The organism is Hoylesella timonensis S9-PR14 (genome assembly GCF_000762405.1).
Classification (GTDB): domain Bacteria; phylum Bacteroidota; class Bacteroidia; order Bacteroidales; family Bacteroidaceae; genus Prevotella; species Prevotella timonensis_A.
The window spans coordinates 41,341-59,309 of sequence record NZ_JRPQ01000160.1; the positions used below are offsets into that span (position 1 = coordinate 41,341).

Genomic DNA, 17,969 nt, shown 5'->3' on the forward strand with positions numbered 1-17,969 from the left:
CATATTTCCTTAATTAGTCTTGAACTCGTAGTCCTTGATAGCAGACAAATCGGCATTTGCTTTCTGTATCTTTGCGCCTAAGCCAGCCTTGTGTTCTTTCATCTTTTGCGCAATGGCTTCATCTGAGAGTGCCAACATCTCGACGGCAAGGATAGCTGCATTCATGGCTCCATTTACACCTACCGTTGCTACTGGGATGCCTGGAGGCATCTGAATGATGCTGAGCATGGCGTCTAAACCGTCTAACATCCCCTTGATGGGTACACCAATGACGGGTAATGTAGTGTTGGCAGCAATCACACCTGGTAAGGCTGCTGCCATTCCTGCTGCAGCAATGATAACTTTAATGCCTCTACCTGCGGCTTCTTTGGCAAATGTTTCAACGGCAGCAGGTGTTCGATGAGCCGATAACGCATTGACTTCGAATGGTATTTTCAAGTCATTGAGGAATTTACAGGCTTTCTCCATAACGGGTAGGTCACTTGTGCTACCCATGATAATGCTCACTAATGGTTTCATATTTTTAGGGTTTTAATGTGTTTCTTATATTGCTAAAATAATGTAGAAGGCGGCTACGAGGCCAACCACAAAGCCAATAATGACTTGAGACAGGCTGTGTTGCCTTAGAATCATACGACTGGTACCTACCAATCCTGCCACCAATAACGATAAACATAGCCACCAAATGGGATTAAACTGGAACATCAAAGCAAATGCGAGCAATGCTCCTGTAACGCCACCGATAGCTGCTGAGTGTGTAGATATCTTCCACCAGACGTTGATCAACGCACAGATAATTTGAATGGCGAGGGCAGTAACGAGGATACTACTGATGAAATGTGGAATGTGATACAAGTTCATGATGTAATAACACACGAAGTAGCACACGATTGAAATAATGTAGGGAACCATGCGCCTCTCTTTTACACCCAGCTCAATGAGTGTCCAGCCTTGATATTTACGGTAGAGGTGGATTAGAAGTGTGGGGAGAAGAACCGTAAAAAGGTACACCATCATGATGACGGTTAGCTTGTAATACCAAGGCACTAAGTTGCTCAGATAACTCATGAAGAATAGAGCTATCAGTCCTAAGATAGGTAGATAGAACGGTGTGAAGACGATACTCATCACACGAGCGGTTAAGATAATGTTTTTTTCTTTCATTTTTTATTATTCGTCATCATTGTATGACGAATCGTATCTATCATGACTTGCTGCTTTGTGTTTCGCATGCAAGGCTGCATTTATTCTTTTCTAAGGCGAGCAACAGATATGCCCAACTGTTCTCTATACTTCGCTATGGTGCGTCGTGCTACGGGATATCCTCGTTTTTTCATTTCTTTGGCTAACGATTCATCACTCATCGGCTTGCGTTTGTCTTCGTGTTCAATGACTTCTTTCAATGCTAATTTGATTTTTCGAGTGGAGAGTTCTTCGCCCTCTTCGGTGATATAGCCATCGGTAAAGAAGAATTTTAGCGGAAAAGTACCCCACTTTGTTTGCGCATATTTCAAGTTACTGACGCGCGAGATGGTCGAAATATCCAATCCAGTTTGGTCGGCTATGTCTTTTAGAATCATCGGTTTCAAGTCGGTCTCATCGCCATCTAAGAAAAAAGCCCGTTGCCAATTGATAATGGCTCTCATCGTTACGTAGAGTGTATGTCGTCGTTGCTTGATAGCTTCTATATATCCTTGTGCTTTGTCCACCTTCTGTTTGGCGTACAGGAGTGCTTCTTTCTCTTGTCGATTCATGTTCCCCTTGTTGGTTCTGTACGTATCTACCATATCAGAAAACATGGGAGAGATGGTCAATTCGGGAATGTTTCCCTGATTAAGGGTAAAAGATATAGAATCGTCATCATTTACTTCAACAATGAAGTCGGGTGTTATTTGCTGAACGTTCCTGCCTAATGTCTCGCCCAACGACGCCCCTGGCTTGGGATTTAGTTTTAGAATTTCCTCTTGAACAGCTTCTATTTGCAAGTCTGTTAATCCCATGTTACTTTGAATTTTGTCCCAATGTTTTTTGGTAAAGGCTTCAAAATGGTTTGCAATGACTTGCCATAAGATTTCTTTGAGCTTGTCGTCAGGGCGTCTTTTTATTTGTAACAAGAGACATTCTTGTAATGAACGAGCACCAATGCCAGCTGGATCAAAGCTTTGAAGTATGGATAACACGTTTTCTATCTGCTTTGTAGATACGTCAATGTTATGGTAAACTGCCAGTTCGTCACTAATCGTATCTATCTCTTTTCTTAAATATCCGTCATCATCAAGCGAGCCAATAAGATATTCCATGACATACTGTTGCTCATCCGTTAGATGCTCCATACCCATCTGTTCTTTCAACTTATCGTAGAAAGAGGTAGCGTCTCCATACACTATCTCTTCGTATTCTGCATTGTTGTTGGTATGGTATCCTGTGTAGGTTTGTGGCATTTCATCGTCTCTGCCAATATTTTCCAATGCTTTGTCCAAAGCGTCTTCTCGTTCTTCTCTTTCGATTTTCTGTTCAAAGTTTTCCTCTTGTTCTTCTTCATGCTCATGGTCATGGGCAGGAGTATCTTCGTATTCCGACTTCTCTAATGCGGGGTTATCATCCAATTCAGCATTTACGCTCTCTTCTAATTCAGTCAATGGCATCTCCAAGAGCTTCACCTGTAGCATTTGTTGTTGCGAGAGGCGTTGCACTTGTTGTTGAGTTTGCTTCTGTGTCTGTATGAGTTTTTGAGCCATAATGCTTATTAGCTATTCTTAAATGCGTTCTTTTTCAAGAATGAAAGAGGCGTTTTATGTCCATGCAAAAATACAAAAGAATTTGCTATAAACCATTTGTTTTTGGTTTTTATTTAAGAGGTGCCGCCCCCTCTTTCGTCTCTTCGTGCCAATGGCTCTATTCTTGTCGTTGTCAACTGTTTTTAGAAGTAGTCTTTCAATTGACTGGCTAAGGCAGCTAACTGTTCGGGATTCGTGTTGCCATATCGTTGCCAAATCTCCTGACAAGGAGCCAATAGTGGATGTATGAGTAAATTTTCGCTATTCAGATAGGGATCACAAAACTGGAATACTTCCATGACTTCTACCACTTTTTGGGGTTTGAGACGCATCTGTTTTGCCAATTTAATAATCTCTGGCGTGTCGCTTACCATGGTCATAGGAATGAGGCGAAAATACAAGTCGAGGATGATAATGAGCATGATAGGCATTAACTCTTCATCCTCTTTCAGTGGTTGAAAGTCTTGCTCGAACGATTTGTTGATTTCTACTCCATCATAAAAGGTCTCAGGTTGCCCAAATCCGTGCATCTTCCTTAAGCGTTTTACATCACGAGTCAATTTGTTAGGATGCGTGGTATAATCTTTCCAAAGCTTTTCCAAGCGAGGTGTGTCCAATCGTCGCAGTTTGAACATCTGCTCATACAATGCCTGCGGGGGGATATGAAGTGCTAAGCTAAGATCTACCATGGCACGTGAGTACAAGGGTTTTATACCTATTGGTTTCTTAAGGTAAAGTTGCATCAGGAGCAACCAATAATCGTCAGACCATAAGTAATGCATAGAAAAGGTTTGATAGTAGTTGACTTGTCGTTCTGCAATCCTCCAAACAAACTCTCATCTTTGGTTTGTTAGGGCATTGACAGTTAGGCAAAGATACTATTTCTTTTGCAAAACGTAAAGCAAATGCTTTGGTTTTTTACCAATCATCGCTGATGAAAATAAGAAAACTGGTTTGCTTTTCTCGTTAAAAACATTACTTTTGTAAGTGGTATAGACTCAAAGACTAAGACGATGAAGAAATATTTTATCCTCCTTTTACTGGCAGTTAGCTACACGGTTGTGTATGCCCAGCGTTCAAAGACAGAGATATTACAAAACCCATTATTGGCTGCCAATGGCTATTATGCTTATCCGGGACCGTTACAAGCCAAGTTGACACCAGCACCAAAGGGTTATGTTCCTTTTTATATAAGTCATTATGGGCGACACGGTTCGCGTTATCTTATCGAACCAACCGACTATAGCAGTCCGCTTCATACGTTGCAGCATGCCGACAGTTTGGGAGAACTGACCCCCACAGGCAAAGAGGTGTTGCGCAAAGTAACCATGATTTGTAATGAGGCAAAGGGAAGATTGGGTGAGCTAACCTTGCGTGGAGCCGAGCAACACCAACAAATTGCACGGCGAATGTACGAGCGTTTTCCAGAAGTTTTTCGTGGAAAAACGCATGTAGACGCTAAGAGTAGCACCGTTGTGCGATGCATCTTGTCGATGGAGAATGCGTTACATCAACTCATACGCATCAATCCACAACTGCAAATTACGCATGATGCGAGTGAACACGATATGCCCTATTTGGTGTATGGCGACACGGCTCTATATAAAAACAAAATGCCTGGCAAGGTGAAGGATATTTATGATGCCTTTGCACGCAAGCATGATAACCATGTAGGGGTGATGAATAGAATTTTTAATGACGAGTTATATTGGCGAGATAGCGTGAATGCAACCGATTTCAACTACCAACTTTACAACCTTGCCTGCAATGTTCAGAGCACCGAACTGCGTCATCAGATCTCATTACTCCCTCTCTTTACTCACGATGAGTTGTATGACGCTTGGCTCAAAACCAATGCTTGGTGGTACATCAATTACGGTCCGTCGCCACTCAATGGTGCTGTTCAGCCCTATTCTCAACGGTTGTTGCTGCGCCGCATCATTACCGAGGCAGATAGTTGTGTGGCACTTTCTCACCCAGGCGCAACGCTTCGTTATGGCCACGACACCATGGTAATGCCTTTGGTATGCTTGTTAGGCATTGACGGCTACGACAAGGAAGTAGAAGACTTGGAACGGTTAGACGATGAAAATTGGTTAGATTATCGTATTTTCCCTATGGCTTGCAACCTGCAATTCGTGTTCTATCGTTCGCAAAAGCGCCCACACGACATCCTTGTAAAAGTACTTCTGAATGAGAACGAAGCCACCCTGCCTCTTCCTTCTGCTATTGCTCCCTATTATCATTGGCAAGACTTCAAGGCGTATTACTTAGCTAAAATAGACAATTTCCAAGTGCGTGGTTGTCAAAAATAGTTATCCAAGGAACCTTTCACCCAACATATAAAAACCTGTCTGCTAAGTTTTGTAGCAGACAGGTTTTTATATGTAATCAAATGACTCCTCATTATTCTTGGTGAGAGTGTTAGACGTATTTGTCCTATTATTTTACCAAAAAACGGTCATCCAAAATCTTCAAAATAGAAAAATTTAATAGGCAAACGCACAACAAAAATGGGCTGATTTTCACAAAATAAACGCCTTTTCAAGCTGAATCATTGATTTTACGCTCTTGGAAACATGTATTAGAGGTGTTATTCACATGCTTCAACGGCATTAAAGCATGCAAATTGCAGGCTTATCTCAATGCTTCAATCGCAAAAGAGCGGTAAAAATACGAAAGAAAAGAGGTGGGTTTGTTGTAACGTGTTCAATAACAACGAATTACAAACGTTTCTCATAACTCGCGTATTTGCGAACAACTTTGAAGTTGGTTGCAAATATGCGAGTTATGAGAGGCACTTTGTAAAGATAATTCAGCATTAATAAGCCTTCCCTGCAACGTGTCCCCTATTTTTATAGGTGGCGTTTTTTCGTTGCATCAACCCATTGGTTGAATTAGTATTAATGAAAATGTAATATACGAAGTAGTCTGTTAAGATTATCAAAAAATAAGCATTAAATGGTGACAATACGTCATAGTAGCCATTTTTTTTTGTCTACTTTTGCTTTTTAGATAACATAGGCTCTTGTGAGTGCGGATGACAACAAGTAAATTCAAACGAATATTGATGGCGTGGATGATGGTGCTGACCTTCATCTTAGCTCTCTTTGTCAAAGACTTTCATGCGCACACCTCACCAGTTCCACATTTTGATAAAATAGAGCAACATCATGCATCTGTACAGTCATATTGCTACATTTGTAACTTTGATCTGTGCAAGATGAGCATGCCCAAACTCTTTGTTTGGCAGCCTGTGTTGCTTGTTAAGCATGTACTTCAACCACTTCTTGCAGAACAAATCGTTTATCGCCAGCCTGTGGAGATAAACGCACATTCGCCCCCTTTTTTAATTCATAATTCATAATTTATAATTCATACTTCAGATGAGAGAGCATTCTTTCGTCTGAAGAATGATGATATTCATACCACTATTTTATGCAAAAAGAGTACGAGCCGAACGCAATCAGGCTTGCCTGAAATTGCTAAGGCGAAGTATTTTTTATGCAAAAACAGTGCAAGCCGAGCATAGAGAGCGTTTACTTTCTATATTGAGGCGCAGTCTGTTTTATTAAAAAATAGTGCCAACTGAAGGCCATTCAATCATGATTGAATGGCTGAGGCGATGCCTATTGAATGAAAAGGAGAAATTATACAAATGAATAAAAAGGAAAAATTATGGCTTGTCATCCTATTGTCGTGTATGGTGATGAGCAATAGTACGTTGGTGAATGCGCAGGATGTAGAACACATACCTCGGCAACACCTAAAAGATACCATTACTTTGGGCGAGGTAGTGGTGAAGAGTAAACGACAATTAGTAACGCCCAATAGTATCAGTACCACGCTTACTCACGATGACATTGCTCGTGCGGCAGGTAAGTCTTTGGCGTCGATGTTAGAGAATGTCAGTGGGGTGAGCATGCTCCAAACCGGTGCGAGTGTGGCAAAACCTGTGATACATGGCATGTATGGCAACCGAATATTGGTAGTGAGTAGGGGAGCAAAGCTTACTGGACAGCAGTGGGGGATAGACCATGCGCCGGAAATAGACAAGAATGCCTTCAACGATGTGGTGGTAGTGAAAGGCTCTGAGTCGGTGAGATATGGTGCGGAAGCATTGGGTGGTATCATTTTGATGAATGCCAAACCCTTGCCCTATGGCTCGAAAGGTGTGCAAGCCGACGTGATGAGCTACTATGGAAGCAACGGACGGCAGATGGGAACGGTAGGACAAATACAAGGAACGCTGCCTTTTAATCGCCAAATAGCGTGGAGCTTGCAAGGCACTTTTGAACAGTCGGGCGACCGAAGTACAGCGGCTTATCTGCTCAACAACACGGGTATGCGACAACGCAACGCTGCTTTCTCGTTGGGGTATCAACGAGATCCGTGGAAATTTGAAACGGGGTACAGCTTGTTTTGGCAAAAAATGGGGGTGATGCGTAGTGCGCAAATGGGTAACGAGCAGCTGTTGCAAGAGCGCATCAGGATAGGTCAACCGGTTGAGTTTACGCCTTTTACGTATCAAATAGATTATCCCTTTCAGCGTGTAGCACACCATTCGGCTTTCTTTAATGTTTATTATCGTCCGTCATCTTCCATGAAATGGAGTTGGGAAACCACCTATCAAGCAGATGACAGACGTGAAAACAGAATTAGGAGAATGAACCATTCGGACATACCTTCTGTTAGTTTACGTTTGCAGTCACTGCAAAGTCAGTTGCACGGTAGCAGGTTGTTCAATCGCTGGAAAGCCGAGTGGGGAGTACAAGGTATGCTCATGAAGAACAGCAATGAGCGTGGTACTGGCGTTGTACCAGTAATACCCAACTATACAGAAACAACATTTGGCACATATGCCATCGCTAAGTATTTGGGCGATATCTGGGGGACAGAGGCAGGTGTGCGTTATGACAATCAGCTTACTCGTGCCGATGGATACGATTGGACAGGTCATCGATATGGGGGCAACAGGCATTTTGAAAATGTTACTTTCACGTTAGGAGGTCATCAGCATTTAGGAAATCTGTTGACATTGGCGACCAATTTTGGCATGGCATGGCGTGCACCGCATGTCTATGAATTGTACAGTAATGGCAATGAACTAAGTTCTGGCACGTTTGTGAAAGGCGATTCTACGTTGCGTTCCGAGCAAAGTTACAAGTGGGTTACGTCGTTATGTTATCATGATTCTTGGATACATGCTCGTATAGATGCGTATTTACAGTGGATCAATCATTATATTTACGATTATCCTACACGGCAAAACGTGGTAGTAGTATCGGGGGCATATCCTGTGTTTCAGTATGTTCAAACCAATGCCTTGTTTCGTGGGGTGGATGTGGACGTGCATCTTTATCCGCTACAGACGCTCGATTATAGGGTTTATGGTTCATGGATATGGGCAAACGAACAACGAACAAAGGCATATTTGCCGTACATTCCGTCGTTTAAGTTCACGCAACAGCTCACTTGGACACCCTCTTTTCGTGGCTTATGGCAGCCTTCTGTGGGTATTGAACATCGCTATGTGGCTAAGCAACGCAGGTTTAATGCGGCTACCGACCTAACAGACGATACTCCTGCGGCATATCATTTGGTGGGCTTTAACTGTGGCGTTACCTGGAAAATGCCTCATCGTCAACAACTATCTTTGTTGTTTGAAGGAACCAATGTGTTGAATCAATTATATAAGGAGTACACCAATCGGAGTCGTTATTACGCCCATGACCTTGGGAGAGACATTCGTTGCACCCTTCGTTGGAAGTTGAATTGAGGTAGTTGACGAGTAGACAAGTTGGTAGTTGACGAGTAGACAAGTGAACAAGTTGACAAGTTATTAGTTAATGGGTTCATCAATAACGATAACCGCATTCATCATTTTATAAAAAACAAACATAATCAAAATAAAAAAACAATGAGAACAAAGACCATATTTTCAACCGTTTTCGCATACCTCTGTATGTTGTTGGTATTCGTAGTAACATCGTGTAAGCCCGAAGAGGCTGTGGATGAAATTAAAAATAAGTTGCACGAAGACCCTGTAAAAGCAGTGTTTACCTTACAAGAGGGGTCCATCAAGGGTAACAAATCGTTTAACCAGCAGTTGGTGTTGGCAGATTTTACCCCATCGACAACGCCGGCACAACAAATCGTTTGGGAAATAACACCCAAAGAAGGGTGGCACGTGAGCAGTGCACTCAAGCACTTTCAAGTGAAGAGTGTCAAGGAGAATCCTGCGATGGTGTACCACCTGTCCATTGAATATTATAACAGCAAGGGGCAGAAAATCAATCACCAGTTCTTCGATTTGGGACAAGATAAGATACACCAGCACTTCTTTTCGCTGTACAAAACCACTACAGTGTTGGGTAAGACAGGCAAGGCGCGCGTGGCAGATAAGAGCCAATTGCCCTACGATTATTGCTATGTGGACCAATACAAGGGCGTAGACATGGGAGCTACCAACCCCGTTGGATTTGACGGGTTGTTGCAGATTGTGCATCCGAGTGAAGCGTTCAACCTGTCAGTTGACTTGCTGCATGCGGCTCAGAGCAAATATGATAAGGACAATCGGTTGTCACCTTTCTATCTTCCTGCAGCGGTTCTCACCTCCACTGGACAGTGGGATATAACGGTGTCGCTACCCTTTGACGTCGACGGACAGGTGGCTCAAGGGGACGTGAAACCCCTCGATGCATCGCTGTTTCAACCCAAAACGGTGGAAATAGAGGTGTATGAGGGACATTTGCATGGCGAAAAGACGTTCCATCAAAACGGATATTCAAAGAATAATCAATGTTTGGGCAAATCGTATCGGTTGAAATATACGTTGGAAAACAATCAATGGGTGGCAGATAAGGCAAATCCTACGTCGGTTAATGTGATGGGAAATGCTGATAAATTTGTGCGATATGCTTTCTCTTTACGTTATTTCAACGACAAACATGAGGATATAACGGGGCAGATAGTCAATGGAGGAGAGGACCAGCACTATCAACATTTCTTCACCGTGAGCGACGTAAAGCCGTCGTATGGTGGGGTAGAGGAGAAGGCGGATGGCAACCATCCTGATTTCTTCCAATACACTTACTGCGACACAAAGCCTTGGAACAAGACCGTACACTTTGACAATGCCGCATTCTTGGACGACGACAACCCGATAGGTATCAAGGGATTTTTTACTTTTTTGCGTAGCCGTAAGCAATTCACACTCAATATTCGACTCATGCGAGCACACCAATCAAAACGGGTAGGAGACAAGCCTTCTCCTTTTTATGCGCCCTCTTCACAGCAAGAAGCAAAGGAGACATGGATGCCAGCCATAAAGATTCCCGTCAACGTGTATATGGACTGGAATGAAAAAGGCTTGGATCTTGCGGTTTGGGAGAATCCAAAATTGGTGGAAAGTACCCAGCTGAAAGACCTTTCCGAACACGACCAAAGGACGGTGCTATCGCTCATGAAGGCTTTTGGTATCAAGGATATCAAAATCGCTTTGGCAGAGTTTTATTGGAATATGGCTGATGTTCCCGTCCACGATGGCAGGGGTTTCTGGTTTTGAGCAACGGTAACTGAAGCAAATCTTATTCGTTGTTGAACAAATACTGATGATTGTTTTTGTCTGCAAACTACCTTTTTTAATGAAAGAGCCGTGGTTACAGATAAATAAATCGTATCATTTATTTTGTAAGTTCTTATATTTCATGTACCTTTGCTCTTATTAAATAAACTGGTTTTTAATAGATACGATAGCTATATAATAGATTGTATCACAATATTTTATCGTTGTGGATTGGATAAACGGTCTTTTTACTATTCATTCATCAGTACAAACGGTAGTCATTGTCTCTTTGATTATTGCAGCGGGTACGGCATTGAGCAAGTTCAAGTTTAAGGGTATTTCGTTGGGCGTTTCATTTGTATTCTTTGTCGGTATTGTTGCTGGAAATATTGGATTATCTATCGATACCGCAACTCTTGACTATATAGAGACGTTCGGATTAGTACTCTTCGTTTATACCTTAGGGCTATATGTGGGACCAAACTTCTTCGGTGCCTTTCGACATGAGGGTACTACCTTTAACTTGTGGGGCTTGGGAGTCATCTTTCTTGGAACACTCATGGCGGTTGCATTATGTCCGCTAACTGGAATTTCTCTATCCAATATGGTCGGATTGCTTTGTGGTGCCACGACTAATACACCTGCTTTAGGTGCTGCCCAACAGGCTTTAGGACATTTAGGACACCCATCGGATAGCATTGCATTGGCTACGGCAGTGACTTATCCATTGGGTGTTGTGGGCGTCATCTTGGCTATTTTGCTGATGCGTAAATTGTTTGTGAAGCCCGATGACTTAGAGCCAAAGTTACCGATAGATGACGATCAAACGTTTGTTTGCCAGTTTTTAATCATCAATCCTGCTATTGAAGGGAAGACGATAGGGCAATTAGCCATAAATACACCACTCAAATTCATTGTTTCTCGTTTATGGCGACAAGGTGAGGTCATTGTTCCTATGGTCAACACAGACTTACACACAGGAGATAGTTTATTAGTAGTAACCACTCCTGCGGCTGTCTCTGGCTTAGAAATCTTGTTTGGAAAAAGGGTTGAACGCGATTGGAATCAAGAAAAGATAGATTGGAATTATATCGATTCTAATGTCGAATCGCGTGTCATCGTTCTCACTCGTCCTGTACTCAATGGCAAGCGATTGGGTAGAATTCATCTCCGAGAGACGTATGGAGTGAATGTTAGTCGTGTCATTCGTGGTGATGTAAAGTTGTTGGCTACGAACGATTTGCGTCTGCAATATGGTGACCGGCTCACTGTTGTGGGCGAACCAAAGGCAGTAGAGAATGCAGAACGCTTTTTAGGAAACTCGGTAAAAACCCTCAACGAACCTAATGTAGGCAGCATCTTCTTTGGTATGATTTTAGGTCTGATGTTAGGAAGCATTCCTATTTCATTGCCTGGCATGGATTCCCCCATTCGATTAGGAATAGCAGGAGGTCCCATTATTATGGGTATTTTGGTAGGTGCATTGGGTCCTCACATGCACTTTATTTCCTATACCACACGTTCGGCATCCCTCATGTTGCGACGCATGGGACTTGCGATGTATTTGGCGTGTCTGGGTTTGGATGCAGGAAAGAATTTTCTCGATACGGTTATTCGACCAGAAGGCTTGTTGTGGGTTGGTGTGGGTTTCGTCCTCACATTAGTACCTGTGCTTATCGTCGGCTTGTTCGCACTGCGTTCTAAGAAGTTCGATTACGGCACCATTTGCGGTATTCTCTGTGGGGCGATGGCGAATCCTATGGCTCTGACTTATGCGAATGATACGATTGATGGCGATACTCCCAGTATTAGTTATGCCACGGTTTATCCCATTGGGATGTTCATCCGTGTCATCATTGCACAAGTTTTAATCATGTTTTTTGTCTGATACAGATACATTTGTTTGTTCATAGCGTGCCAACGGCACGCTATTTGCGTCATCTGCGTTATTTGCGAGCGCATTTTTCAGAGCAATAATCCATGCTTCTTATGGGTCAGGAAAGCAATTCATGCGAGAAATTGTCTCGCCAATTTCGTAAATAGCGTAGCTTTTCATGATTGTGCGCACGAATTAAAATCATTAAGTGGAGTGAGAAGCAACGAAAAACAGACTGTTTTGTGAGGCAAAATAGTTTATTTTGTCTTCCAAAACAGTCTGTTTTCTTCATTTATCTCTTTGCGATAGCGCAAAAAGGTAGATGTTATTTCACTTCCCAGATATCATTTGTTTCCAACAGTTCGGTAAAGTTGTGATAAGCCTTCTTTTCCTTTACCTCTTCTATCTGTTTGTTCACCATATCATCATAGGTAGGTGCTTCCACATCACGAATCACGCCCAAGGCAACAGGGAACCCATGTTCGTTGTCCATCATGGCTAACTTTGCGTGCAGCGTGCTATCCTCTTCGTGCGCATTATGTACCAAAATGTCTTTTTCGGTAATGCCATTTTCGCCTAATTTTACCACTTTCAGTCCGAATCCCTCTTGCATGAGACCGTATTCATTGTTCTCACCGAAGAGCAAAGGCTTGCCATGTTCTACGTAGATAGCATTCTGTTTCCTGCCGTCGCGAGTGTAAATTGGGTCGTATGCACCGTTGTTAAAGATGACACAGTTTTGCATTATCTCGCACAGTGCAGCCCCCTTGTGGTGATAGGCAGCTTGTAGAATGGCTATCACACTTGGACCATCGTTGGCTACAGCACGAGCAAAGAAGTGTCCACGTGCGCCAAAACAAAGCTCGGCAGGCTGGAACGGATCTTCTACCGTACCGTAAGGAGACGATTTAGAGACAAACCCACGAGGCGATGTCGGCGAATATTGTCCTTTCGTCAGACCATAGATGCGGTTGTTTAACAATACCATATTGATATTGATGTTACGGCGCAAGGCATGGATAAAGTGGTTGCCGCCAATGGCAAGACCGTCACCGTCACCACTAATCTGCCAGATGGTTAAGTCTGGATTTACTACCTTTGCTCCCGATGCTATCGATGCTGCCCTACCATGAATGGTTTGCATGGCATACGTATTCATATAATAAGGTAGACGACTGGAGCAGCCAATACCCGATATTACGGCGATTTCATGAGGCGGAACACCAATTTCTGCCATTGCCTTGTGTAAGTTGGCTAAAAAGAAATGGTCGCCACAACCAGGACACCAGCGAGGTTGTCCTATTTTATATTGATTTGCTGTAAACGCTGTCATGCTTTTCCCTCCAAAATTTGTTCAAATGCGTTGATGAGTTCAGCCACTACGAAAGGCTGACCCTTTACTTGGTTAAATTGATAAGGCACAAAACCGTCTATCTTGGTACGTAGATAGCTGGCAAACTGTCCCATGTTCTGTTCTGCCACTACTACCTTTGGGTAGCGTTTCAGTACTTCTTCGGTGTTGGCAGGCAGAGGATTGATAAATTCAAAATGTGCCAAAGCCACCTTCTTGCCACTTTTCACCAATTCTTCAACGGCAGTGTATAGGTGTCCAAAGGTGCCACCAAAGCCAACAACCAATAAGTCGGCATCGTCTGCCTCGCCCAATACTTTCAGGTCGGGCACTGGGATGCGAGCCACTTTTTCGGCTCTGTTGTTCACCATCTGCTGGTGGTTAGAGGGATTATTGGAGATTTGTCCTGTTTCCGAGTCCTTTTCCAATCCACCTATAATGTGTTCGTAACCCTCCATTCCTGGGGTTGCCCAGTAGCGAACCAAGGTTTCTGGGTCGCGTTGATAAGGAGTATAGTTTCCTTTTTGTTCGGGGGTGACACGGTGAGGAGTGATTGCTGGCAGCTTATCCATTTGTGGGATAGGCCATGCCGATGAGCCATTGGCAATATAAGCATCGCTCAAAACCACCACGGGGGTGATGTGTTCCAATGCTATCTTACAAGCCATATAGGCTGCATGGAAGCAGTTGGTGGGACTCGTTGGGGTGATGACAGGCATTGGTGATTCACCGTTGCGGCCATAAAGCACTTGCAGCAAGTCGGTTTGTTCGGTCTTTGTAGGGAGTCCTGTTGAGGGACCACCACGCTGAACATCAATAATTACCAATGGAAGTTCGTCCATCACAGCCAAGTTCATGGCTTCTGATTTCAGACAGATACCAGGACCAGAGGTGGAAGTAACACCCAATGCTCCTGCAAACGAGGCTCCGATGGATGTTGCACAACCCGAGATTTCGTCCTCGCACTGCATCGTGATGACGCCCATCGACTTGTGTTTAGCCAATTCGTGCAAGATGTCGGATGCAGGTGTAATAGGATAAGAACCCAAAAAGAGTTTCACACCAGCCTTCTCTGTGGCAGCCATAAGACCGTAAGCGGTAGCTTTATTTCCAGTAATGTCCATATAGCGGCCTGGCACTTTGTTACGAGCTTCAATACGATAGGTGTTAGGCACACTCGCATGGGTATTGGCTCCGTAGTCATATCCTGCTCTTACCACTTTGATATTGGCTTCTAAGACAGCGGGTTTCTTGTGGAATTTCTGCTGTAAAAAGTTGTTCACGAGTTGCAAATCGCGGTCGAACAACCAGCATACCATACCCAATGCAAACATGTTTCGGCACTTGAGAATCGACTTGTTGTCCATGCCCGAATCCTTTAAGCATGCTTTTACCAGCGTTGTCAAAGGGCATGCTATCACGCTGTCTGCATCAATACCCAATTCTTTTAAGTAGTCGGGTGTTGCAAACTTTGCCTTTTGTAAGTCAAGAGGCTTAAAGTTGTCCGTGTCAATAATATACGTTGCTGTTGGTTTGGCAAACTGTCGCTGTGTCTTCAGGGCTGCGGCATTCATGGCAACTAATACATCACACTTGTCTCCGGGGGTGTAAACGTTCTCTCCTACATTAACTTGGTAACCACTCACGCCAGTTAATGAACCTTGCGGAGCTCTAATGTCTGCAGGATAATCGGGGAATGTGGAGATTTGATTGCCCACGGTTGCCGATACTGTAGAGAAGATGTTACCTGCCAGTTGCATTCCGTCTCCAGAGTCACCAGAAAAGCGGACTACTACATTTTCGAGTTCTTTCACTCGTAAACCTTCTTCCATAATGTTTTTTTCGTTTAGATTTAGTTCTTGCAAAGGTGGCAAATTATATTGATACCGCAAAATGATTAGCGGTTTTTTTGTATTTATTTGTTGTCTTTGCTGTTACCCGTTCAAAGTTCAATGTATTTTTGTGTTATTTGTCTTTGCTGCGTTACATGTTCTCGCATGCGTTGTTTCTTTGTAAGATGCTCTCGCAAATGACGCAGATTTCGCAGATAACTTGCCTTTGACACGCATGGAGGACAGTCCAGGACAATGCACAACAGTCGATGTTACGGACAATGGCTGGGCGAAGCTCGCAAGATAACACTTCAAGACATTGTACACCAGTAAACGGTTACGAGCAATGGCGGGGCGAAGCCCCAAAAGGAATATAGCCCATGGTAACACCATGGGTAAGCGGTAATTAACTAATTGGTGCGCTGTAAGCGCAAAAGGAGCCAGTGATGTGCCTCTTCTCTCACTTTCCTTTTGCTCTTTCAGAGCGCAAAATAGAGGGTCACCTGTACCCAGAGCGTTGCTCTGGGCTATACGCTTGTTGGGCTTTCAGCCCGTCTTTGCTGCATGCAAACCCTTTATACTCAATTGTGATGATTGATACCTCTTATGATTGGCGGCTCTTTCATAGAAGGGTGGTATTGTTGAAACAAAAGCAAATGGTTGTTTTTTGCCAACAAACAACCTTATTAAAGAAAGAACTGTGTACGTCTATCCAAATACAGCATTGGATGGATGGCATAATTACAGGTTCGGACGCACGAGCTGCGCGTCACAACTTTGACCTCTGCGTTGCCTATGAGAAATTATTTTGCAGACAATACAGATATCCTGCTATGGCATATTTGAGCCATTCGCACGATTCGTGTTATTTGTTGTTTACCTTTTTATAAAGGCTAAAAAGGAGAAACTCACGTTTTAGTTATTTTTGTGCCTTTCGTTGTTCACCCAACATGTAAGGTGATGACGTGTAAAGGCGAGTAAACACTATTGCTCTCGCAATTGCGAGGGATTCATGCCACAGCGTGTTTTACAAAAAGAGCGCATGCTTTGCACCGATGCAAACTTCAGTTCATCCGCCACTTCTTGTTCTGTGCGAGCGGTATTGCGCATCAGGTCTTTTAGCGCTTTCATGCGATTTTTCGATTGCCATTCTATGGGTGTTTCCTTAAAAACCTTGCGAAAGTGTCGAACAAACGAGGGATAGCTCATGTTGAGTTTTTCTGCCATTTCTTTTACAGGAAGATAATCGTCTGCTAATTCCATCACCTCGTTGTAGAACCGTGCATTGGGATCGTAGATGGGGGCGATGAACGGTATCAAATCTGCCGGCCGGTAGTAGGCTTGCAGCACCGCAGCCAACTCGTGTTGTTTCATGGCATGCACATCACAGCACATCAACCCGTCGGTGATATAACCCACCATCTGCCGCATAATCGCTTGCACCTCGGGTATCATGGGTAGCACCTTGCCCGCTCCTTTGTTCTTTTCACAGAGTCGCAACAGCTTCTCCGAGTTCACAATACGGTGGCAGAAGTCTAAGCTGTTGCCTTGTACATACAAACGAACGCATAGACAATCTTCTATCACCGTGGCATAAGAGTCGTTTTTGAATACTGCTGACATCATCTGTCCGCCCTCTACCATGACTTCTGAATCCTTGCCTAAACAGAGTTTAATTTTACCGCTAATCACAAAAACACCAAGCGGTACGGGCAGAATGTTGTCAACGCGGTCGCCTTTTTTCCCAGTAACCAAAGCAAAACCAATGGGTTTTGAACCAATGTAATTGGCGCACTGGCGATGCTTGTTCAAATAATAAAATTTCATGCGCTTGATGTTTGCAACCTTGTTGTATAAAAAGTAGAACTTTAATTCTTCGCAAAAATAGAGAAATTAAGATGTATATAAGGTAAACATCTATAAGTTTTAATACTTTAGACATATTGTTAACCTATATTAACATTTCAGGGGGGGGTAAGATAGATATATTGACCGTTTTGATATTTTTGAATGCTTTTTCGCGATTTGTTATAACTAATTTTGCATTGTTCATAATGCGAACATTTTTATAACTATCAGGTGATGAGGCGCTGTTGCCATTCCACCTTATTATATATAGCTCACAAACCATAGAAATGGGAACAGCCTGAGCGCTATATGCAAAATAGGATGACGGTAATGCTGAATTAACAACCCGATGTACGACAGATACTTGGGTGAATGTTTGTCTCAGACCTTTGTAAAAAGAGAAGAATGTGCCAGCTATATCTGGCAGCAAAATATAGAATACTTAATATATTGATAAAAACAAAAAATTAAACATGGCAAAGAAAACGTATGTAAGTCCAGGAATCATGCTACTGCAAGCAGGAGATCCAGGAGGTAGTTTTGGGGGGCAGTACAGCCCTGATAAAGACACCTCATTAGGTGCCAAGCGCTATCAGTTCGACGATTTTGACGATTTCGATGATGACGAGTTCACCACGCAGTGGTAAGCCGAATGGTCGCGATGTCATCCCATGCCCAATACAGGGCGCAGGCGGCACACGACAAAAAAGTAGAAAAC

13 protein-coding genes are annotated in these 17,969 nt (G+C 43.3%); 6 read left to right on the forward strand and 7 right to left on the reverse strand.

Annotation, left to right across the window (positions count from 1 at the left end; translation table 11 throughout):
• Positions 1 to 9: 9 nt before the first annotated feature.
• From purE to HMPREF9304_RS10310, 4 genes are all read right to left on the reverse strand, one after another.
• Positions 10 to 519 (reverse strand): 5-(carboxyamino)imidazole ribonucleotide mutase, encoded by a 510-nt coding sequence (gene purE, locus HMPREF9304_RS10295; RefSeq protein WP_028900851.1) that lies wholly within the window; start codon positions 517 to 519, stop codon positions 10 to 12.
• Positions 520 to 543: 24 nt separating this feature from the next.
• Positions 544 to 1,164 (reverse strand): phosphatase PAP2 family protein, encoded by a 621-nt coding sequence (locus HMPREF9304_RS10300; protein ID WP_036928796.1) that lies wholly within the window; start codon positions 1,162 to 1,164, stop codon positions 544 to 546.
• Positions 1,165 to 1,244: 80 nt separating this feature from the next.
• On the reverse strand, positions 1,245 to 2,738 hold the full coding sequence (gene rpoN, locus HMPREF9304_RS10305) for an RNA polymerase factor sigma-54 (protein ID WP_036928799.1): 1,494 nt from the start codon (positions 2,736 to 2,738) through the stop codon (positions 1,245 to 1,247).
• Positions 2,739 to 2,920: 182 nt separating this feature from the next.
• Positions 2,921 to 3,559, reverse strand: coding sequence for a hypothetical protein (locus HMPREF9304_RS10310; protein ID WP_036928801.1), 639 nt, complete (start codon positions 3,557 to 3,559; stop codon positions 2,921 to 2,923).
• A gap of 231 nt (positions 3,560 to 3,790) precedes the next feature.
• On the opposite strand from HMPREF9304_RS10310, the gene HMPREF9304_RS10315 reads away from it, so the two are divergent.
• The 5 genes from HMPREF9304_RS10315 to HMPREF9304_RS10340 all read left to right on the forward strand — a co-directional run bounded on the left by HMPREF9304_RS10315 (position 3,791) and on the right by HMPREF9304_RS10340 (position 12,232).
• On the forward strand, positions 3,791 to 5,092 hold the full coding sequence (locus tag HMPREF9304_RS10315) for a histidine-type phosphatase (protein WP_036928803.1): 1,302 nt from the start codon (positions 3,791 to 3,793) through the stop codon (positions 5,090 to 5,092).
• 725 nt (positions 5,093 to 5,817) lie between these two features.
• Positions 5,818 to 6,144, forward strand: a complete 327-nt coding sequence (locus HMPREF9304_RS10325; RefSeq protein WP_156104806.1) for a hypothetical protein — start codon at positions 5,818 to 5,820, stop codon at positions 6,142 to 6,144.
• A gap of 291 nt (positions 6,145 to 6,435) precedes the next feature.
• Positions 6,436 to 8,556, forward strand: a complete 2,121-nt coding sequence (locus tag HMPREF9304_RS10330) for a TonB-dependent receptor (RefSeq protein WP_081953696.1) — start codon at positions 6,436 to 6,438, stop codon at positions 8,554 to 8,556.
• 141 nt (positions 8,557 to 8,697) lie between these two features.
• Positions 8,698 to 10,344 (forward strand): hypothetical protein, encoded by a 1,647-nt coding sequence (locus tag HMPREF9304_RS10335; RefSeq protein WP_036928809.1) that lies wholly within the window; start codon positions 8,698 to 8,700, stop codon positions 10,342 to 10,344.
• A gap of 226 nt (positions 10,345 to 10,570) precedes the next feature.
• Positions 10,571 to 12,232: a putative transporter gene (locus tag HMPREF9304_RS10340; RefSeq protein ID WP_008125176.1), complete on the forward strand. Its 1,662-nt coding sequence runs from the start codon at positions 10,571 to 10,573 to the stop codon at positions 12,230 to 12,232.
• Positions 12,233 to 12,545: 313 nt separating this feature from the next.
• Here the strand turns inward: HMPREF9304_RS10340 and HMPREF9304_RS10345 are convergent, their stop codons facing one another.
• The 3 genes from HMPREF9304_RS10345 to HMPREF9304_RS10360 form a co-directional block, all read right to left on the reverse strand.
• The gene (locus HMPREF9304_RS10345; protein ID WP_036928810.1) at positions 12,546 to 13,553 is read right to left on the reverse strand and encodes a 2-oxoacid:ferredoxin oxidoreductase subunit beta; all 1,008 of its coding nucleotides are present in this window, start codon (positions 13,551 to 13,553) and stop codon (positions 12,546 to 12,548) included.
• Positions 13,550 to 15,403: a 2-oxoacid:acceptor oxidoreductase subunit alpha gene (locus HMPREF9304_RS10350; RefSeq protein ID WP_036928812.1), complete on the reverse strand. Its 1,854-nt coding sequence runs from the start codon at positions 15,401 to 15,403 to the stop codon at positions 13,550 to 13,552. Before HMPREF9304_RS10350 ends, HMPREF9304_RS10345 begins: the two co-directional genes overlap by 4 nt.
• 984 nt (positions 15,404 to 16,387) lie before the next feature.
• Positions 16,388 to 17,230 (reverse strand): helix-turn-helix domain-containing protein, encoded by an 843-nt coding sequence (locus HMPREF9304_RS10360; protein WP_036928816.1) that lies wholly within the window; start codon positions 17,228 to 17,230, stop codon positions 16,388 to 16,390.
• Between the two features lie 494 nt (positions 17,231 to 17,724).
• Between HMPREF9304_RS10360 and HMPREF9304_RS14495 the strand changes: the two genes are divergently transcribed.
• Positions 17,725 to 17,898: a hypothetical protein gene (locus HMPREF9304_RS14495; RefSeq protein ID WP_156104807.1), complete on the forward strand. Its 174-nt coding sequence runs from the start codon at positions 17,725 to 17,727 to the stop codon at positions 17,896 to 17,898.
• Positions 17,899 to 17,969: the final 71 nt, after the last annotated feature.

Bases quoted from the DNA above. Each gene is read 5' to 3' on its own strand.
- HMPREF9304_RS10310 (WP_036928801.1), bottom strand. From the start codon at position 3,559: ATGCATTACTTATGGTCTGACGATTATTGGTTGCTCCTGATGCAACTT.
- HMPREF9304_RS10300 (WP_036928796.1), bottom strand. From the start codon at position 1,164: ATGAAAGAAAAAAACATTATCTTAACCGCTCGTGTGATGAGTATCGTC.
- HMPREF9304_RS10360 (WP_036928816.1), bottom strand. From the start codon at position 17,230: ATGAAATTTTATTATTTGAACAAGCATCGCCAGTGCGCCAATTACATT.
- HMPREF9304_RS10325 (WP_156104806.1), top strand. From the start codon at position 5,818: ATGACAACAAGTAAATTCAAACGAATATTGATGGCGTGGATGATGGTG.
- purE (WP_028900851.1), bottom strand. From the start codon at position 519: ATGAAACCATTAGTGAGCATTATCATGGGTAGCACAAGTGACCTACCC.
- HMPREF9304_RS10345 (WP_036928810.1), bottom strand. From the start codon at position 13,553: ATGACAGCGTTTACAGCAAATCAATATAAAATAGGACAACCTCGCTGG.
- HMPREF9304_RS10350 (WP_036928812.1), bottom strand. From the start codon at position 15,403: ATGGAAGAAGGTTTACGAGTGAAAGAACTCGAAAATGTAGTAGTCCGC.
- rpoN (WP_036928799.1), bottom strand. From the start codon at position 2,738: ATGGCTCAAAAACTCATACAGACACAGAAGCAAACTCAACAACAAGTG.
- HMPREF9304_RS14495 (WP_156104807.1), top strand. From the start codon at position 17,725: ATGGCAAAGAAAACGTATGTAAGTCCAGGAATCATGCTACTGCAAGCA.
- HMPREF9304_RS10315 (WP_036928803.1), top strand. From the start codon at position 3,791: ATGAAGAAATATTTTATCCTCCTTTTACTGGCAGTTAGCTACACGGTT.
- HMPREF9304_RS10330 (WP_081953696.1), top strand. From the start codon at position 6,436: ATGAATAAAAAGGAAAAATTATGGCTTGTCATCCTATTGTCGTGTATG.
- HMPREF9304_RS10335 (WP_036928809.1), top strand. From the start codon at position 8,698: ATGAGAACAAAGACCATATTTTCAACCGTTTTCGCATACCTCTGTATG.